This window comes from Gardnerella sp. DNF01141 (assembly GCF_049244255.1).
Classification (GTDB): domain Bacteria; phylum Actinomycetota; class Actinomycetes; order Actinomycetales; family Bifidobacteriaceae; genus Bifidobacterium; species Bifidobacterium vaginale_E.
On sequence record NZ_CP058391.1, the window covers coordinates 297,589 to 316,266 of the forward strand.

Sequence of the window (18,678 nt, forward strand, 5' to 3'; positions counted from 1 at the left end):
AGCAAATTTATTGATTTTATGCAAAAAAGCCGCATAAGTCAGTTCTTATGCGGCTTAAAATTTTAAACTATTTATAAGTTATAAGTTAACTAGTAATTAAATACAATAGCTTACTTTATAACTTACTTTTCTTCTGCAGCAGGAGCAGCAGCTGGAGCGGCAGCAGCATCTGCAGCAGGAGCAGCAGCTTCGGATGGAGCAGCATCTTCAGGAACGGTGACGCTAACAACAGACTCTTCTCCATCCATGTCGAGCACAACGCCCTTAGGAAGCTTAACGTCCTTAGCAAACACCTTGGTACCATCGGTCAAGCCATCAACGTTAACAACAACACGCTCTGGCAAGTTGGCAACGTCTGCGCGAACCTTGAGCTCCTGAACGTCAACGAATGCAACAGCAGCACCCTTTGGAGTACCTTCAACGAAGACTGGAACTTCAACATCAATCTTTTCGCCAGCCTTAACCTCGTAGAAGTCAATGTGCTCAACAATGCGCTTAACAGGATTGCGCTGAACATCCTTAACAACTGCAATGCGAGATTCCTTGCCAAACTTAATAGTGAACAAAGCATTTGCGTGACGCAAAGCCAAAGTGGTTTCCCTCATTGGAAGAGTGACGTGCACTGGTTCAGCACCGCCAGCGTAAAGGCTTGCTGGAATCAAATTTGCAACACGCAAGCGGCGAGCAACGCCCTTACCAAACTCAGTGCGAGCTTCGCCCTCAAGAGTAATCTTTGTAGCCATATCGGTCTCCTTATGGTCTGGATAGTTTTGTTTGTTAATCCAGCTTCAGGCGCACCGACGCGCCGAAAACCATAAGTGGCATCAGCCCAGTCGATAACGGAACTTTGCCAACAAGACATCGGCATATTCCCTCGCCAAAGCAACTTCTCTATTGTAACCACAGAGCAAGACTAATTTTCAATCTCATATTTAATAAATAAAATAAAATATGCAAACACTTACACAACTTGAGCACACAAACGATTATTATAGATAACAGCACTAAGCGCACTTTGAAACTATGCGCTTTTAAGAGCCGCTAAGGCATGATTAAGGAGCAGATGTGTCCGTCTTTAATGCACTCCAACAGCAAGCGTTTAATCTTGCACGTAAAGCATTGCGTATTGGCAGCAATTTCGCACACCCAGTCAGCGACGATCGCGCAGGCGAACCAGGCTACCAGAATGAAGAACAAGAATCTTCTACAAATACTCTACTTTCGCAAAATAAACGTCTTCCACGCGTAGAAGAGTGGGGCGCAGGAATGCCAACAACCACGTTTATTGACCCAGAAACAGGTTTGCTTACCACAAAAACGGAAAGTGCTGCACCGCTGGACGAAGGAACAAGTATTTACGACTTGTATGCAGACCGTGCTGCACGCATGGGAGACGACCCGCTTTACACTTACAAAGAAAACGATCAGTGGGTTACTAAAACAGCAAATCAGTTCCTTAAAGAAGTTAGAGATGCAGCAAAAGGCTTAATTCACTACGGCTTGCACAAGGGGGACGCTATTGCTCTTATGTGCAAAACGTCGTACGAGTGGGATGTTACAGATGCTGCTGTTATGGCTTGCGGCGGCGTGCTCGCCACTATTTACGACACGGATTCTGCAGAGCAGATTCGCAACATTGTTAATAATTCCGACTCGCGTTTTCTTATTGTTGGAACTACAGAAATGCGAGATAAAGCAGACGGCACTATTGAAGAATGCCCAAGCTTGGAACGTATTATTTGCTTAGAAACAGGCGGATTGGAAGAGCTTAAGGCTTTTGGCTCTACCGTTAGCGACGAAGAATTGGACGAGCGTATTGATTCCGTAAAGAAAACAGACTTGTGCTCAATTGTTTACACTTCCGGCTCAACAGCCGCGCCTAAAGGCGTTGAAATGACACACGAACACTACTGCACAACCGCACTAAACCTGCCAATCTACCTGCCAGATTTGTTAAGCGAAAAAGACGGTTCTGTGCTTTTGTTCCTTCCGCAAGCACACTCTTTTGCAAGGGCGATTAACTACATTGTTGTTGCAAGTACATTGCGAATTTACATTGCGCAAGGAATTTCTACTTTAATTTCTGATTTGCAGGTTGCAAAACCTACGGTTATGATTGTTGTTCCTCGAGTTCTTGAAAAAGTGTATAACGCTGCTTCACAGAAGGCTGGTCACGGCGCTAAAGGCTTGGCTTTCCAGGGTGCTGTTGTGACGGCTCAGCAGTATATGAAGGAAGTTCAAGAGTTTGGTGATGCTAAAGCGCTTACCAAGGCTCGCCGCACTGCTTACGATCCACTTGTTTACCGTCCACTTCGCCAGGCTCTTGGCGGACGCGCGCACTGGATTGTTGCCGGCGGCGCTCCACTCGACCCTGAGCTGCTTTCCTTCTTCCGAGGAGCAGGAGTTCCTGTGTACGAAGGCTACGGTCTTACTGAAACCACTGCACCATGCGCGTTTACTCCAATCGGAGTTCCTTTCCGAGAAGGCTCGGTTGGAATTGCGTTCCCAGCCTTTACTTTGCGCATTGCAGAAGATGGCGAAGTACAAATTAAAGGCACATGCGTGTTCCACAAGTACCATAAGAACGACGAAGCAACTGAAACTTCGTTCACCGAAGACGGATGGTATGCAACAGGCGATTTGGGAAGAATTGACGACGAAGGCATGCTTTATATTACCGGCCGCAAAAAGGATTTGATTATTACAGCCGGCGGTAAAAACGTGGCTCCTGGACCTATTGAAGAGATGATTAAGAGATGCGAACTTGTATCTCAAGCATTAGTGCTTGGAGATAAGCGTCCGTTTATTTCCGCACTTGTTACTTTAGACGAGGAGATTTTGCGCAACTGGCTTAAGCTTAAGGGATTAGATGAAACTATGAGCATGAGCGAAGCTGCAAATAACGCTGTTGTGCGCGCCGAAGTACAAAAATTTATAGATCTTGCCAATGAAGGCGTGTCGCGCGCGGAATCTGTGCGAAAGTTCATTATTTTGCCAGAAGAGTTTACGCAAGAAAATGGCTTAATGACAGCATCTATGAAGATTATTCGCCCACGCGTTATTAAGTATTACGCAAATCTGCTTAATACGCAGATGTACACTTCGCGAAAGAAGTAAGAGTAGGCAAGCATATGCTTTCTTGCAAGAAGTAAAAGTAGGCTTCTTGCAAGAAAGAGTAAGATTCGCGCGGGAAGTAAGCGTAGGCTTCTTATGAGAAGTAAGCGTAAGCTTTCGCATGCGACTTGCGCGAATCCATAAAGTTTCCTTAATAATCCATGGGTATTTGATAATATTGGCGTGAAAAAACTTGATACCCCCCCCCCGTTGAAGAATACAATATTTTCTGAACGCAAGTTAAAAGAAAAGCTACATTCATAGCAATACTGCTTTTCTAAAAACTTGGCAAGAGATATGAAAATCTTCTGATTTCCATTAACAATTAAGAGGAGAGGTTAATATGAACGCCAAACTCGCAGTAGCAATCTCATTAGGCGCAAGTTCCCTTGCATTATTCGGAATGGCAAATGTGGCCAACGCCGCTACTCCTGACACTACTACTCCGCCAGATTCTAATACTCCTGCAGTTCAGACTGGAGAAAGTGCTACAGATAAAGCTCAAAAAGAAGCTAAGCAGGCTGTGGCTGAAGCTAATGAGCAGAAAAACAAAGTTGATGAGGAAGTTAATAAGGCTGAAAGCGAAGCAAGTGATGCTAATACAGCAGCCGCTGATGCTAACAATGAAGTAACTAAAGCTCAGAAAGACTTAGAAAACAAGAAAAAAGAAGCTCAAACAGCTGAGGAAGAAAAAGGTAAAGCCGATAAGGAATTATCTGATAAGCAAACTGAAGTAGATAACGCAAACGAAGAGGTTGCAGATAAGCAAGCTGCATTTGATAAAGAAAAAGAAAATCAGAAGACTGCTGAAGATAAGCTGAAGGAAACTCAAGGCGAAAAAACTGCAGCTGAAGGCGAGCTTGAAACTGCAAACAAAGACGTTACTAATAAAACTCAACAGCAGGCTCAAGCTGCAGAAAAAGTAAACACTGAAAAAGGCAAGCTAGATTCTGCCAATACTGAGCTTCAAACTGCTAAGGATAATAAAAAGAAAGCTCAGGGAGAAGCAGATAGGCTTTCTGGCGAGGCTGATCAAAAAGAAGCAAAACAACAAGAAGCAGAGCAAGCTGTAAAAGATAATACAAAACAGCAGGAAGAAAAGCAAACTGCTATAAATAATTTGCAAAGAGCTGACTCTGGAACAACAAGTGCTGAGATGCAAAAGCTTAAAGAAAAAGCTCAAGAAGCTAAAGAAGCTTCTGACCAAGCTCAAAGGGAAGCAGCTGCTAAAGCTCAGGAAGCTACCGATGCGAATAATGCAATCCCTGCTAAAGCAGGCGAACTCACCAACGCAGAAAAGGCGCTGAAAGATAAGAATTCAGACTACGCAGCATTAGTAGAGAAAGTAACTTCTGCAGAAGGTGAAGCTGCTAAGAAAGCAGCAGCTTATGATGCAGCAGATAATAACGCTCCTAAGGATGATATTCCTGTGGAGCAGAAGTCTGACTTCTACAAGTTCTTGCAGTATGTGATTGATACTGAAAGCAAGAAGGAAAACAAGAACGCTGATCTTATTGAGGATGCAAAACGTGCTCAAAAAGTTCTTAAGGGCGAATCTTATGAAGTTCCTAATATGCCTGTGCCTGGAAAAGAAGGATATTATTGGCCAGGATACACTGCTTATGCTCCAACATGGTATAACGACTTGGTGAAGCCTGGTTTGGGTCGCGTTGGTAGCGCTGACTCTTTGGAAAACATGAAGCAGGCAGCAACATATTACAAAGCTCTTGATGATTATCGCAAAGATGACGTTTCTGGCATGAAAACTGTTAAAGTGCGTCTAACTCTTATTGCAGAAAGCATCGTGCACTCCTTCTATTCTGCAGCAACTGAAGCTCACGCTGCATGCCACGATACCACGGGATCAAAAACTCCAGACGAGTTGAAAACTCATGCATATGCTACTAATGTTGCAGAAAATCTCGCTTGGGATGGAGATTATAATAACTACGATCCTAAGAGGCCAAAGCAGAATCTTAAACAATGCAATACCGGTAATGGTCATCTTTCATGCCAATACACTGCCAACGAGAAGCACAACGCTGTTGACGGATGGTATGGCTTGGAAAAGGAAATATATGATAACGCTCTTAAAGATGGAAAGTGGAATGGTCACGAGTTTACAGAAGATGGCTTAGATGCACTCAAAAACCATCGCACAGATTTTGGAGCATATCTAAGGGAAAATCCTACTCTAGCTCTATTTAAGGATGATTCAAACGGACAAGCGAAGAATCTGTTTAAGAATGTGGTCGGCCACTACACTAACTTCTCCGCAAACAATAACTTTGCTTCAGGATTTGCTAAAGCAGATAATTCACATACAAACAGATTGGGATACCAAGATATTGCAGTATGGCACGGAGGCAATGAAGAAAGCTCAATTAGCATAGAAGAGTACAATAAACTTCTTAATGGCTATGAAAGCACAGTTACAAGCAGCACTCCTTCGCTAAGCGACGAAGAAGCTAAGAAACTGAATAAGCTGAATGCTGATGCAAACTCGGCTAATATGGCAGTGTTTAACGCTAAGTATGAAGCTTTGAAAGCAAAGCATAATATGTCTACTGATGAGCGCTCTGCTGTTGAGGATCTAGAAAAGAAGATTGAAACAGCAAAGAAGAACTTCGAGCAGGCTAGGAAGGATGCTGAAGCAGCAAATAAAGCTAAGGATGATACTGCTAAGAAGGCTGAGGAGCTGAAGAGCGCTTGGGAAACTGCTAAGAATGCGTATGATGAGGCTTCTAAGAAGGCTAAAGAAGCTGCTCAGCTAAACGAAAATGAGCGAAAGCAGAAGATTCAGAAGCTTCAAGACGAACTTAGTACCTTGCAAACAGCCGCAACAGGGTTGAAGTCAAAGGCCCAAACAGCCGAGGCTGACGCTGTAGCAGCACGCAGAAATGCCAATGAAAAGCAAACTGAAGTTAATGGCGCACTTACTAAGGATGTTGAAACTGCTGAAGCTAATGTAGAATCAGCCAAACAGGCTGTTACAACTGCTGAAGAAGCCAAAAATAAGGCTGATCAAGAGCTTCAAGTAGCTAAAGATAAGGTAACTACACTGACTAAGAAGATTGAAGAGCTTACAACTCAGATTCAAACTGAAACTCAGGAAGTTACTGAAGCTAACGGTAACGTTCAAGCTGCTCAGACCGCTCTTCAAGGTGCTAAAGACACTCAGAGTACAGCAACAGGCCAGCTTGAAGCATTGAAAACAAAAGCTAAAAATGCTGCTGAAAAGGTTGAGACAGAAAAAACAGCTGTTGAAACCGCAAAGAAAACTGTTGTTGAGAAGATAAAGACTGCACAAGAGAAGGTTAAAGCCGCTCAAGCCAAGGTTCAGTATGCTCAGAAAGTTGTTGAAGAAGCTAAAACCAAGATTCAAACTATACAGAAGAATCTTAAAGCTGCAGAAACAAAATTTAAGGCTGTTGTTACTGACAAAACGACTCAGCAATCCTTCATGCAGTCAACATTCTTGGCAGCTTACCCATCGTTTAACACCTTCATGCAAACTCTGACAACAAAGAGTACTGGCCTGCAAACTACTGCTACATCTCTTACAAAGTCTGCAGAAACACTCGCGAAACAGATGAAAGAAGTTGCACCAGAGTCTGTTACACCATCCGTTCCTCCAGCACCTACACCAGAACCTAAAGTACCTGAACCTGGTAATACTGGCAAGACTGGCAACACAGGTAGCACAGGAAACACAAACAATACCGGAAATACCGGTAACACAGGTAACACTGGTAACACAGGAAACAGTAATGTTCCATTCATTCCACAAACACCACATGTCAGCGTTCCTGCTGTTGGCGTAGAACAGCAATCTAACGAATTTGCTTCAGCTACAGCAGAAAATCACGCTACACAGGCTGTTTCCAAGAGTGAAACTGGAAAGTCTACTAAGGAAGAGCATGCGAATGCAAAGAACACGAAGCACGCCAACCGCACCGCTTCTGCAAATGCGGCCGCAACTCCTAACGCTGGCGTAGCACAAAGTAAGAACGCTAAGGATTCTAAGAATTCTGAATCGAAGGAATCTGCAAAGCAAGACTCCGCAAAGCAAGAAACTCAGGATTCTAATAGCAATAGCAGCGCTCAAAACAGCACGCCAAACAGCTCTCCAAACAAAGAGTCCAAGAATTCTCAAGCAAACGGCGATTCTGCAAAGGCACAAAACGGCTCCAACAACACTCTTACAATTGGCGCGGTTGCGGCAGTTGTGATTGCTGGAATTGTTGCAATCGGCGGAGGTGTGACTTTCGCACGTCACCGTCGCATGTAGTTGAAAATGTGGTTTACTCCATAAAAATAGAGCGACTACATAAAAACTAAAACAAAAAAACTAAAACAAAAACCGCAGTCGAACGTGTATCGGCTGCGGTTTTTTATAAGCGCAAGGTTTAAAACACTAATAAAAACACACTAAGCAGAATATGCTCGTCAAAACGCGCTTGTCAAAAAACGCTAATCAAAATATGCTTACTAGAACCCCAAACGCTCAAGCTTCTTAGGGTCGCTCTGCCAGCCCTTTGCAACTTTCACATGCAACTCAAGCACAGCTTTCGTGCCAGTAATGCGATTTACAGCAGTTCTCAAACGCTTCTTTACGCGCACTAAATGCTCTGCACGATGCCCAATAATAATCGGCTTTTGAGAATCTCGCTCAACATAAACAGACACAAGCACATGCGCTTTGTTGTCGTCGTATTGAGTATCCTCGCCATCACTCGGGTAGCAAATATCGTCAACTACAACAGCTAAAGAATGAGGCAACTCGTCGTCCAATTCTTCCAAAAATGCGCCGCGAATAAGCTCCGAAATCATGCTTTCTGGACTTTCCTCGCTAAGCTGATCCGCCGGATACATTTGCGGGCCTTCAGGCAAGTTTTGAATCAAAACATTCTTAACTTCGTCAATATTGTCTCGCTCCAACGCACTCACAGGCACAATATCAGTAAAATCGGCAAACTGCTGAATTTGAAGCAAATGCGCAACTAACTCACTGCGGCTAAGCGTATCGATTTTCGTAACAATACCAATAAGCGGAACTTTCCAAGTCCAATTGCCTTGCTCATCTTTTTTAGCAAAATCGGAGCGAAGACGGCTTAGTATTCGCTTATCTCCTGGTCCTATCTCCTGGTCTGCTGGAAGCAAGAATGCAATCGCGTCAACATCTGAAAGCGACTCGTCAACAATATCGTTCAAACGCTGACCAAGAAGCGTACGCGGACGGTGAATACCCGGAGTATCAACCAAAACCATTTGCGCATTATCGGTTGTAACAATTCCGCGAATAGCTTTACGCGTAGTTTCCGGACGAGACGAGGCAATAGCAATTTGCGTGCCAATAAGAGCATTCATAAGCGTAGATTTGCCAACGTTTGGCCTACCAACTACAGCTACGAATCCGGAACGGTAACCGTTAAAATCCGGAGTAGAAATCGTTGCGCGAGTTGAGGAGTCAAGATTTGCAAACATTTCGTCGTCAAAGTCGCTTTTATCATCAAAGTCGCTGTTATCGTCGAAGTTGTTAATATTATTCACGTTATTCTTACCGTCCAGTTCTTTATTTCAGCATATTCGTTTACTTCAGTAAATTCGTTTGCTTCATATTACTTGCTTGCTTAAGCGCGTTAGTTTGCTTACTTTCCAGCGCTTGTGGGGAAATCTTTTCCGAAAGTTTTTCCGAAATCTTTTCAGATATTTTTTCCGAAAGTTTTACCGCGCTGCTATTTTCAGACTGCTCGTCTTTAGGCTCTTCTAAGCCCTTAACATCGCGCTCAACCAAAATAGTTGAGACTTTCTTTCGTCTACCAGCAGAATCCACAGCAGTTAATTTTAAGCCTCTTGTAACCGCACTAGATCCCACAATCGGCACGTTACCAAGCAGCTTCGTAAGCAAACCAAACACGGTGTCCACATCGTCTTCGTCAATATGAACTTCAAAAATATCCTCCAAATCCGCAATCGGCGTTCTAGCAGGCATCTTCCACACGCCATCGCTTACTTCTTCCGGATCCGCATGCTGCGTGCGATCATGCTCATCTTCCAGCTCGCCCACAATCTGCTCAATAGCATCCTCAATAGTAACCAAGCCTGCAATACCGCCATATTCGTCAACAACTACAGCAACATGCTGACGAATTCGCTGCATTTCGTGGAATAAATCGTCAACCGGCTTGGACTCCGGCACAAGCATAGGGTCTCGGCTAATAGTGTCAACAGCTCTAGAAGAAGCTGCAGGATTAAACACGGTAGCTCTTACTGCATCCTTCAAATAAGCAACGCCAACTAAATCGTCAACCGAATCTCCAATAACAGGAACTCTAGAAAATCCGGATCTTGAGCATAATTTCAGGAAATTTTCCAGCGTTTCGTCGCTTTTTACGCAAATCATATCGGTTCGAGGAACCATGATTTCGCGAGTCAAAGTGTCTGAAAGCGTAAGCACATTGCGCATCATTTCCGAAACTTCAGGGTCAAAATCATTCGCTTCAACAAGGCGATCAATACTCGCCTTTGCTTGATCCAGCTGAATATCTTCCAAAGCCTCATCGTCTGAAAGATCAACATTCTTTTTTCTAGAAGTTACGTCAGCATCGCTAGCAATATGCACCAGAGGATTAATCGCCATAGCAATAGAAACAATGCGAGAAAGTCTCATCAACTTTGCCACAGGCTGAGCAGCTCCCACAGAACGCGGGCGAACAAGCATAGAAATAACAGCAACAATCACCGAAACCACAACGCCAACAACCAAAGTAAGCCACATTGGAGCGCCGAAAAACGCCGAAACCGCAGCAATAATAACGCCGTCAAACACATTGCACAGAACGCGCACAAAAGCGCATGCGCTAGAAGTTGCGTAACGGTCTGAAATAAGCTTTTTTACCCGATGAATTCTTGCAATTCTACGCATACGCACTATTGCGCTTGTGTCGTCATCGTGAGTTTGAGCTTCAATCATAAGATTGTTTAAGCTCGCTCGCGTAACTTTAGGCACTGCCCCTTCTGCAGCTGCCATTGCAAGAGACAGCCACACAAGAAGAATTGCAAGCAAAAGCAAAACGGCTAATCCTAGCCACACGTGCAACGGAAGTTCCGGTAACGATATATTTGTAAAAAATGCTTTAATATCTTCCATAATTATGCTCTTAAATCTTACGACTGCTTACTTGTGCTTACTCGTGCTTACTTGCTTTTGTTATTTCTGCCTCCGCTTGCATCATGCTCAGCATCGTAACGTTCAAGCTCGTTCACAGCTCCTTCCGGAAGAGTAGCGTCATACAATTCCCCAGAACGTGCAGCGAAGAAAGTAAGCAAAAGCTGACGCTGCAAACCAAACATTTGCTTTTCTTCTTCGCGAGTTGTGTGATCGTAACCAAGCAAATGCAATATGCCGTGAATGGTTAAAAGCATCATCTCTTCCATTGTGCTATGCCCCGCCGCGAGCGCCTGCTGCTGAGCCACCCAAGGACAAATCACCAAGTCTCCAAGCATGCCCTCGGAAACTTTGTCATCGCTTCCAGGAGTAAGTTCGTCCATTGGAAAACTCATAACATCTGTTGGACCTTCAAGGTTCATCCAGCGCTCGTGAAGGCAGGCAATTGGCTCCGGATCAACGAAAGTAATTGATAAATCTGACTGCGTGCTGACTTTCATCTGCTGCAACACCCACATTCCAAGATCGGAGAAGATTTTAGCGTCGATTCGCCACACGGTTTCGTTCATGACTTCAATGCTCATGATTATTTGTTATTCCTCTCGAAGTTTATTTTTCAAGTGTTGCTAGTTTAGATTTTGCACGAGCGCGCTATTTTGTAAAAGTGCGCTATTTTGTAAGCTTTACAAGCTGCCTTCCACAAGCTTTTCGCCAGTAAGCACATGTGCATGAACATGGAATACTGTTTGACCAGCTGCAAGACCAGTGTTAAAAACAAGCCTGTAGTCTCCATTAAACGCGTCGTTAGCAATATTTTGCGCAACACCAGCAATATGAGCTAAAGTTTCAGGAGCTTTACTAGCAAGCTCAGCAACATTCTTATAGTGATTGCGCGGCACAATTAGCACATGCACTTTTGCCTGCGGATTAATATCCTTAAAAGCGACTACCGAATCATCTTCGTAAACGCGCGTGCTTGGAATTTCGCCGGCAATAATCTTGCAAAAAATGCAGTCTGGATCAGTATGGCTCGCAGCATTGCTCATAGTTGCATCGCTCATGGTTTCTCCCCTATTTTTTATTACGAAATAAAATTCATGCCAAAAGCCAAAAGCAATCGGCACACTACATACTATTTTACACAAACTTGCGCATTTTATTTATGATTTTTTCACTATTCGTACCGGCCTAAAGCGCGCGAAAGAAGCGAAAGTGCCACAGGTCCTGCAGTGGATGCGCGAAGAATATTGCTGCCCAAAACGCAGCTTTTAGCACCAGCGTCAACAAACATCGAAACCTCGTCGTCACTAATTCCGCCTTCTGGACCAACAAGCACGTAAACAGTGCGCTCCTTGCCATCATCCAGGCAGCGCTCTGTAAGAGTGTTTACAGCTTGCTCGATTTGACTCCAGCAGTCGGTTGCATCCTGATGCAATACCACTACTAGGTTTCCGTAAACGCACGCACGTCTACATATTGCAACAATCTGCTTACTGGACACGCATTCTTGAAGCTCCGGCATAAAAGCTCTTCGAGACTGCTCTGTAGCAGCCTGCAACACCTGATTCCAACGCTTATCCGTGCGACCAGGCTTCCACTTTGCGATTGAGCGGTCAGCGCACCAAGGAATCACTTCATCTACGCCAATTTGCGTAGCCATATCGATTGCTTGCTCATCGTGGCCGGTTTTTGCTAAAGCCTGCACAAGCGCAAGACGCGTAGTGCAACGCGCTTCTCGAGTGAACGCATCGACGCGAACTAAACCATTTTCCGCATCCGTAACAGTTGCGTGAATTCGCAAGCCTTTGCCGTCAGAAAGTTGCAAAGAGTCACCCTCTAACAAGCGCATAGCGGATATTGCGTGGCGTTTTACGCTGGAAGGAAGCGTAAGTGTCCATCCTTCCTCAATCCCATCTGCAAGCACAGGAGCATTATCGTGGTCAGTATCTAGCAAAAATAAAGCGTCAGTCATAATCTAAAGCCTAACGTGAGGATGCGCCAAGTACTAAAAATATTTCTGTGCAAGTATTGTGGCAAACTAGAACAGTACGTACTGGAGGTTGCAATGAGTAATGAGCTTGGTGATAACACTGCGCTTGTTACTTTGCGTATTTCGCGCTTTGCGCCGTGCGAAGAAACGCAAAATCCGCAAGACGCTACTAAACTCGTGCGAAAACGTCACGAAAGTCCATTTGCTCGAAAAAAGCGTAGCAATCCTTTTGCAAAAGTAGATTCTGCACAAAAAGAAGATAGCGATGCTGAATCTTCCATTCCTTCTATGAAACGCATTCAAGGCAAGCATTGGGTTCAAGATTACGTTTTGCGAGTTCGTTCAACGGATACTATTCTTAGCTGCTTGCTAACTATTAAGCGCACAATCGACCCGACTTTGGCTTTTCGCTACTCTTGTGGCCACGGAGTTTGCGGATCGGATGCTGCAAACGTAAACGGCATGCCAACTTTACTTTGCAGCGCAACAATAGGCGCGAACGCTCGTCCAGAAATCACAAATAACGTGCAATCTCGCGGATTTAGAAAAACCGGAACTTCAAGTAGCGGCGAAAGCTCAGCAAAATCGCCAATTCTACAAAAAGAATCTACGCAGACTGTAGCTCAAAAAAATGGAAGTTTCGGTATTATCGAACTTGCACCTCTTGCTGGATTTGCAGTTCAGCGCGATCTTATTTGCGACCTTTCACCTATGGTTTCGCAAATAAAACGTTTAGAACCTTATTTACAAGCAGCAGACGTTTCTGTGCGAAATAATGAAGGAAAACTTAAGCTTATTGAGTTTTTGCAGCATCCTGAAGAGTTGCAAAAGTTTGAGCTTTTAAGTAACTGCATTATGTGCGGTGCGTGCGAAGGAATATGCCCAATCTACGCCGGCGGCGAGGCTTTTATTGGGCCTGCTGCTTTGATTAACGCGGCTCGTTTTATTTACGACTCTAGAGACAATGCAACAGAGCGTCGATTAGATTTGATTGACGGCAGCGACGGAATTAGTGCATGCCAGTCGGTTCGTGCGTGCTCAAGGCAGTGTCCGCGCGGAATTGACGTCGGCGAAGAAATTTGGCAACTTACAACACTAGTGAATGAGCGCAAAAACTTGTAGGTTGATTTACATATTAATTGCGTCGTCATTCATTCATGTGGATGTTCGTATAGTGAGATTTGAGATTTTTTGCACTGAGCGAGGCGAACGTCAGAGCCGTAGGCTGCTGATTCGTCGAGCGAAGAAGAAAAATCGAAAAATCTCTGCGATTAGCACGGTTATTAACGAATTAGCATGCAGAGTTTGGGGGATTTCTTTACGAGCACTAAAAGAGGACTGAGAAGCTACATTCTTTAAGAAAGGCGAACACACTAAACGCCTTTAACAGCCAGAGCGCCCGAAGGACGGGACGTGCGAGGAAAGAAATCCCCAAAAACTCACGCCACATTAAACGAATTGTAATATAAACTTATACGTAACTGTAAAGAAAATGTCGTTTTCGCTTAAAAATGCGACTCGATTAATCTTAATTAGTACCAGACGCTATGCGCACTGCTTCTAGCGGATCGTCCGTAACAGCAAACAAGTGCGGGTCAAGAGACGAAATTAATCCACGAGAAGTAACAGTCGACTGCAACCAGTTAATCAAGCCCTTCCAATACTCAGTTCCAAACAGCACAACCGGCACTCGCGCAACCTTATGCGTTTGTACAAGAGTTAGAGCTTCGAACATTTCGTCCATTGTGCCAAATCCGCCAGGACACACAATAATTCCGGAAGAATACTTCATAAACATTGTTTTTCTAACGAAGAAGTATCTAAACTGCATTCCAAGATTAATCCACTGATTCAAACCCTGCTCGTGCGGAAGCTCAATACCCAAACCAACCGAAGTGCCGCCCGCTTCTGCAGCACCGCGATTCGCAGCCTCCATAATGCCAGGGCCACCGCCTGTAATAACCGCAAAACCGCGTTTTACAAGCTCCTTGCCCATAGTTAGCGCGGCCATATATTCCGGCTCGCCATCTTTTATGCGCGCAGAACCAAAAACACTAACAGCAGGTCCTAATCCAGCAAGAGTGTCAAAACCGTCAACAAACTCAGCCTGAATTCGAAGCGCGCGCCAAGGGTCTGCACTTCGCCAATCCCACTTGTTATCTCGGTCTGCACCAACGCCTGCCGCAATCTGCTGACTTCTATCTTTACGAAGAAGCGTTTCGGTTGTGCTTTCTTTAGGAATCATAGACCCGCGCATAAGCACAGAACCGCGATGATATGTATTAGACCAAGGTGGAACTTCTGAAGAATAATTTTCCTGACTATTATTCATAACTACTCCCTAAAAATAATCCTAAAAATAATCCTAAAAAATAATCACAAAAGCTAATACAAAAAAGCTAATCTTCAATATCATCTAATTCTTCTTCCATATGCTTTGATTGCATAGAAAGCAAGAATCCCGCAACACCAGCTGCAACAATAGAAGCAACAAGAACACCAAAACGTGCCTCTGCAGACAAATCTGCGTCCGAATATGCAAGAGAAGCAATAAGTAGCGAGACTGTGAAACCAATACCGCACGCACAAGCAGTCGGAAGCAAATCAACTACACGCAAAGAGTCCGGAACTTTTAAGCCAAGTAAATGCTTTGAAAGCCAAGCAGTTACCATAATTCCCAATGGTTTTCCAACAACCAGAGCAATAGTAATAGCAATAAGAATTGGAGATAAGAACAGCTCCCAAGTTAGCGTTTCAAAATGCACGCCGGTTGAAAAAAGCGCAAAAATAGGTAACGCTACTAAAGCAGATACAGGCTGAATTTTTTCGCGATAACGCTCCGCGCGCAAAGTTTTTTCTCCGTGAACTAGATGCGCAGGAGTGAGTAATCCTACCATTACACCAGCTAAAGTTGGGTGCACTCCAGCTTCATACATCATTACCCACGCCACAATACCAACTAGCGCCACAAGAGGCCACGGAACATGTTTAAGACGCACTAAAGTGGTCCAAATAAGACCACACACAACAACGCCAACAAACCAGTACCACGCGTTTAGAGAAGAGAAGAACACTGCAATAAGCGCAATTCCAAGCAAATCGTCAACAGTTGCAAGAGTCATCAAAAACGCACGCAAAGAATGAGGCAAAGTTTTAGCAAATAAAGCTAATACTGCAAGCGAAAAAGCAATATCCGTTGCAGTTGGAATCGCCCAACCAGCACGAACCATACCTAACGAAGGTAAAGCGCCGGAAGTAAGACGCATAATCTCCTGACCGGCGTGAAGATCGGAAAAGACTGTTACTGTGGCAACAAAAAGCAACGGCGGGGCAATCATGCCACCAACTGCGCAAATCATTGGCATTGCAGCAGCACGAGGATCAGAAAGAGATCCTGCAATAAGCTCGTGTTTTAAGTCTAAACCAACAGAAAGGAAGAAAATAGTAAGCACGCCGTCTTGAACCCAATGGCTAATCGACATGTGAATATTAGTAAACGGAATACCAATATGAGTATGCGAAACAGCTTCAAATACTGGCGCGGTTAAAGGAATGTTTGCAAGCAATAAGCCAGTAAGAGCAAAACCAAGCATAATTAAGCCAGAAATTCGCTCATTGTTTGCTATATTGCGTACTATTATCCAGCTGCGTCGTATCATGTTGTAAATATTTCCTCCCAATGTTATGCAAAACATATTAATTTTGCAGCACTTTTTAGTATAGCGGAGAGGGATAAACCAAACAGATGAGATAAAAAAAAACGCGAGGCAAATGCTTCGCGTTTTGTTCGTGCGCCAGACAGGATTCGAACCTGCAACCTTCTGATCCGTAGTCAGATGCTCTAATCCGTTGGGCTACTGGCGCATGTTTTCCGTCCACAAGAAGAACTCTCTCGTTTTCGGCAACTTGACTAATATACAACCATCACAAACAAAACACAAACTCCGGCGTGTCGACCGGAGTTTGCTTAGCTTCTACAAAAACTACTCTCGATGCTCAAGAACTTTATCTACAATACCGTAGGATTTAGCTTCTGGAGCAGTTAAGATTGTATCCACCTCAATATCTTTGCGAATACGCTCAACATCTTGACCGGTATGCTTAGCAAGAGTGTTTTCTAACCATTCTCGCAATCGAAGCATTTCCTTAGCCTGAATTTCAATTTCAGTAGCCTTACCAAAATCTTGACCCATTGCAGGCTGATGAATAAGCACGCGCGCATTCGGTAAAATCATACGCTTACCATGAGCTCCCGCAGCAAGCAAAATCGCAGCAGCAGATGCAGCCTGACCCAAGCATACGGTTTGAACATCTGGACCAATATACTGCATTGTGTCGTAAATAGCAGTCATTGCAGTCATAGAGCCACCGGGAGAATTGATATACATCATAATGTCGCGTTCACTATTCATGCTTTCCAACACCAAAAGCTGAGCCATAATATCGTCAGCAGAAGTGTCGTCAACCTGAACGCCCATAAAAATAATACGATCTTCAAAAAGCTTCGTGTACGGATCATGCGTTTTTAAGCCGTACGGGGTTTGCTCACCAAACTGCGGCAAAACGTAGCGGTTAGTAATTTGCTGTGCACAAGAAACGCCGCCAAAACCAGCCAAACGCTCAGCACGTGCAACAAACTTTGCTTCTTCACTTGCCATAAGTTACTCCTCACCTCGCATTGAAGCAGGAGTTGTTACGATTTTATCTACAAAACCATACTCCAACGCCTGTTTAGCAGTAAACCAGTGATCATACTCGTTGTCTCGGTAGATTTCTTCTACGGTATGACCAGTCTGCTTAGCTGTTAATTCAGAAAGAGTTTTCTTCATATCCATAATCAGCTCTGCATTAATACGCACATCCGTAGCAGTGCCGCCAACTCCGCCAGAAGGCTGATGCATAAGCACGCGCGCATGAGACGTAATATAACGCTTACCAGGAGTGCCAGAACTAAGCAAGAACTGACCCATAGAAGCTGCCATGCCGACTGCAATAGTTGCAACATCTGGTTCGATTAGCTGCATAGTGTCGTAAATTGCCATACCCGCGGTAATAGAACCACCAGGAGAATTAATATACAACCAAATATCCTTCTTAGGATCTTGCGCAGCAAGCATTAACATTTGAGCGCAGATGATATTAGCATTCTCGTCTTTTACTTCAGATCCCAACCAAATAATGCGATCTTTTAGCAACCGATTAAAAATAGAATCGGTTGGCGAAGACGCTTCCGCCTGTTCCATAACAGGAGAAGCTGTAAAAAGCTCAGTCACCTTATCTCCTTACCATAAACTTAAGTATTCCTAGATTATCGTGTGCGTGTGACCGTATAGAAAATATTGTATGCATAAAATCAGCGAAATATTCTACACTGAATTTCTACAAATCAATTCAGATAATTATTCAACTATTATATAGATTTGATATAAAATATTTAGTATATCTTTTTTTGAATGTAAATTCGCTCACAGAGGAGAGAACATGGATTCCAACAACTTACCAAACAACAATCATTCTCAAAATACAGAAGAAAACAATGAGAATCAGATCAACGATTACACAAATAATGCGAATCTAGAAAACACTTACACAAATAATGCGAATCAAACGGACACTTATCAAAACAATTCATACATGAATTCTGGTTACCAAAATAATGCAAATCCAGCAAATACTTATCAGAACAATACTTACCAGAATAATGGATACCAGAACGACTACCAGAACGACTACCAGAATAACTACCAGAATGACTACCAGAACAATTGGTACCAGAATGACTACCAGAATGACTACCAGAACAATACTTACCAGAATAATGGCTATCAGAATAACAATAATCCAATAAACACTTACATAAACAGCGATAATTTAATAAAAACATATAAAAATGTTCAGCAGCAAGTAATAAGCTTCGTAAATACGACACTAGCAGATGAGCATAAGAAAAGAATTGCTGTAATTGTTGCTATTGTACTAGCAGTAATACTTTTCGGCGGATTAATCTCAGGCACTTTTAAAAAACATTCCGATTGTTCTGCAGAAAAAAGCGCCAATATTGAAGAATACGCAGATTGCCATCCATCAGACTTTGAAGAAAGAGGCGATGATGACGTATCCGCAACGTTTGATGCTCAGGGAGATAGCCTCAATATAACTATTAAATTCAAAGATCGTGTACCTGACAATGCAATTTCAAAGGCTGAAGCTACTTTCTCTGACAGGCTTTTCCTTTCAAATCTGTTCCCAGCAGTTGAAGAAGCTAAGAATAAGGTCAGTTCCCCAATACACTTGTATTACACTGTTTTAAATAACGACGACAGTGTTATTTATAAAGATGACTTCATCGATGAGTAAATAATATACAAATATACTATATGCAAGTATGCGCTTTTGTTACTCA

13 protein-coding genes, 1 tRNA gene and 1 pseudogene are annotated in these 18,678 nt (G+C 43.6%); 4 read left to right on the forward strand and 11 right to left on the reverse strand.

Annotated features, from left to right (window positions below):
* Nucleotides 1–122 precede the first annotated feature (122 nt).
* A complete protein-coding gene (locus tag HXT35_RS01130; RefSeq protein ID WP_421788178.1) occupies nucleotides 123–743 on the reverse strand; it encodes a 50S ribosomal protein L25/general stress protein Ctc in 621 nt (206 codons plus the stop codon).
* Nucleotides 744–1,065: 322 nt separating this feature from the next.
* Between HXT35_RS01130 and HXT35_RS01135 the strand changes: the two genes are divergently transcribed.
* On the forward strand, nucleotides 1,066–3,117 hold the full coding sequence (locus HXT35_RS01135) for an AMP-dependent synthetase/ligase (RefSeq protein WP_421788180.1): 2,052 nt from the start codon (nucleotides 1,066–1,068) through the stop codon (nucleotides 3,115–3,117).
* Between the two features lie 340 nt (nucleotides 3,118–3,457).
* The gene (locus tag HXT35_RS01140; protein ID WP_421788182.1) at nucleotides 3,458–7,405 is read left to right on the forward strand and encodes a hypothetical protein; all 3,948 of its coding nucleotides are present in this window, start codon (nucleotides 3,458–3,460) and stop codon (nucleotides 7,403–7,405) included.
* Nucleotides 7,406–7,605: 200 nt separating this feature from the next.
* Here HXT35_RS01140 and era read toward each other — a convergent pair whose 3' ends face one another.
* The 5 genes from era to HXT35_RS01165 all read right to left on the reverse strand — a co-directional run bounded on the left by era (nucleotide 7,606) and on the right by HXT35_RS01165 (nucleotide 12,257).
* Nucleotides 7,606–8,667: a GTPase Era gene (era, locus tag HXT35_RS01145; RefSeq protein WP_004127313.1), complete on the reverse strand. Its 1,062-nt coding sequence runs from the start codon at nucleotides 8,665–8,667 to the stop codon at nucleotides 7,606–7,608.
* Nucleotides 8,668–8,707: 40 nt separating this feature from the next.
* Entirely contained in the window at nucleotides 8,708–10,267 is a 1,560-nt protein-coding gene (locus HXT35_RS01150) for a hemolysin family protein (RefSeq protein ID WP_004127310.1), read from the reverse strand.
* A 47-nt stretch (nucleotides 10,268–10,314) separates the two neighbouring features.
* The gene (gene ybeY / locus HXT35_RS01155) at nucleotides 10,315–10,869 is read right to left on the reverse strand and encodes an rRNA maturation RNase YbeY (protein ID WP_004127307.1); all 555 of its coding nucleotides are present in this window, start codon (nucleotides 10,867–10,869) and stop codon (nucleotides 10,315–10,317) included.
* A gap of 99 nt (nucleotides 10,870–10,968) precedes the next feature.
* Nucleotides 10,969–11,346 carry a histidine triad nucleotide-binding protein gene (locus HXT35_RS01160; RefSeq protein WP_004127303.1) on the reverse strand — a complete coding sequence of 126 codons (378 nt, stop codon included), beginning with the start codon at nucleotides 11,344–11,346 and terminating at the stop codon, nucleotides 10,969–10,971.
* Nucleotides 11,347–11,459: 113 nt separating this feature from the next.
* Nucleotides 11,460–12,257, reverse strand: a complete 798-nt coding sequence (locus HXT35_RS01165) for a 16S rRNA (uracil(1498)-N(3))-methyltransferase (protein ID WP_004127300.1) — start codon at nucleotides 12,255–12,257, stop codon at nucleotides 11,460–11,462.
* 93 nt (nucleotides 12,258–12,350) lie between these two features.
* Here HXT35_RS01165 and HXT35_RS01170 point away from each other — a divergent pair, with 93 nt between their 5' ends.
* A complete protein-coding gene (locus tag HXT35_RS01170; RefSeq protein WP_004127297.1) occupies nucleotides 12,351–13,397 on the forward strand; it encodes a succinate dehydrogenase/fumarate reductase iron-sulfur subunit in 1,047 nt (348 codons plus the stop codon).
* Nucleotides 13,398–13,803: 406 nt separating this feature from the next.
* Here the strand turns inward: HXT35_RS01170 and HXT35_RS01175 are convergent, their stop codons facing one another.
* The 5 genes and pseudogenes from HXT35_RS01175 to HXT35_RS01195 all read right to left on the reverse strand — a co-directional run bounded on the left by HXT35_RS01175 (nucleotide 13,804) and on the right by HXT35_RS01195 (nucleotide 17,548).
* Complete coding sequence (locus HXT35_RS01175) at nucleotides 13,804–14,607, reverse strand: TIGR00730 family Rossman fold protein (RefSeq protein WP_004127294.1); 804 nt, start codon at nucleotides 14,605–14,607, stop codon at nucleotides 13,804–13,806.
* An 88-nt stretch (nucleotides 14,608–14,695) separates the two neighbouring features.
* Nucleotides 14,696–15,934 (reverse strand): annotated as a pseudogene (locus HXT35_RS01180) (Na+/H+ antiporter NhaA); the annotation flags it as partial.
* 131 nt (nucleotides 15,935–16,065) lie between these two features.
* Nucleotides 16,066–16,139 (reverse strand) — tRNA-Arg (locus HXT35_RS01185).
* A gap of 119 nt (nucleotides 16,140–16,258) precedes the next feature.
* Complete coding sequence (locus HXT35_RS01190; RefSeq protein ID WP_019261061.1) at nucleotides 16,259–16,933, reverse strand: ATP-dependent Clp protease proteolytic subunit; 675 nt, start codon at nucleotides 16,931–16,933, stop codon at nucleotides 16,259–16,261.
* 3 nt (nucleotides 16,934–16,936) lie between these two features.
* Nucleotides 16,937–17,548, reverse strand: coding sequence for an ATP-dependent Clp protease proteolytic subunit (locus tag HXT35_RS01195; RefSeq protein ID WP_019261062.1), 612 nt, complete (start codon nucleotides 17,546–17,548; stop codon nucleotides 16,937–16,939).
* A 208-nt stretch (nucleotides 17,549–17,756) separates the two neighbouring features.
* Here HXT35_RS01195 and HXT35_RS01200 point away from each other — a divergent pair, with 208 nt between their 5' ends.
* Nucleotides 17,757–18,632 (forward strand): hypothetical protein, encoded by an 876-nt coding sequence (locus tag HXT35_RS01200; RefSeq protein WP_004127274.1) that lies wholly within the window; start codon nucleotides 17,757–17,759, stop codon nucleotides 18,630–18,632.
* Nucleotides 18,633–18,678: the final 46 nt, after the last annotated feature.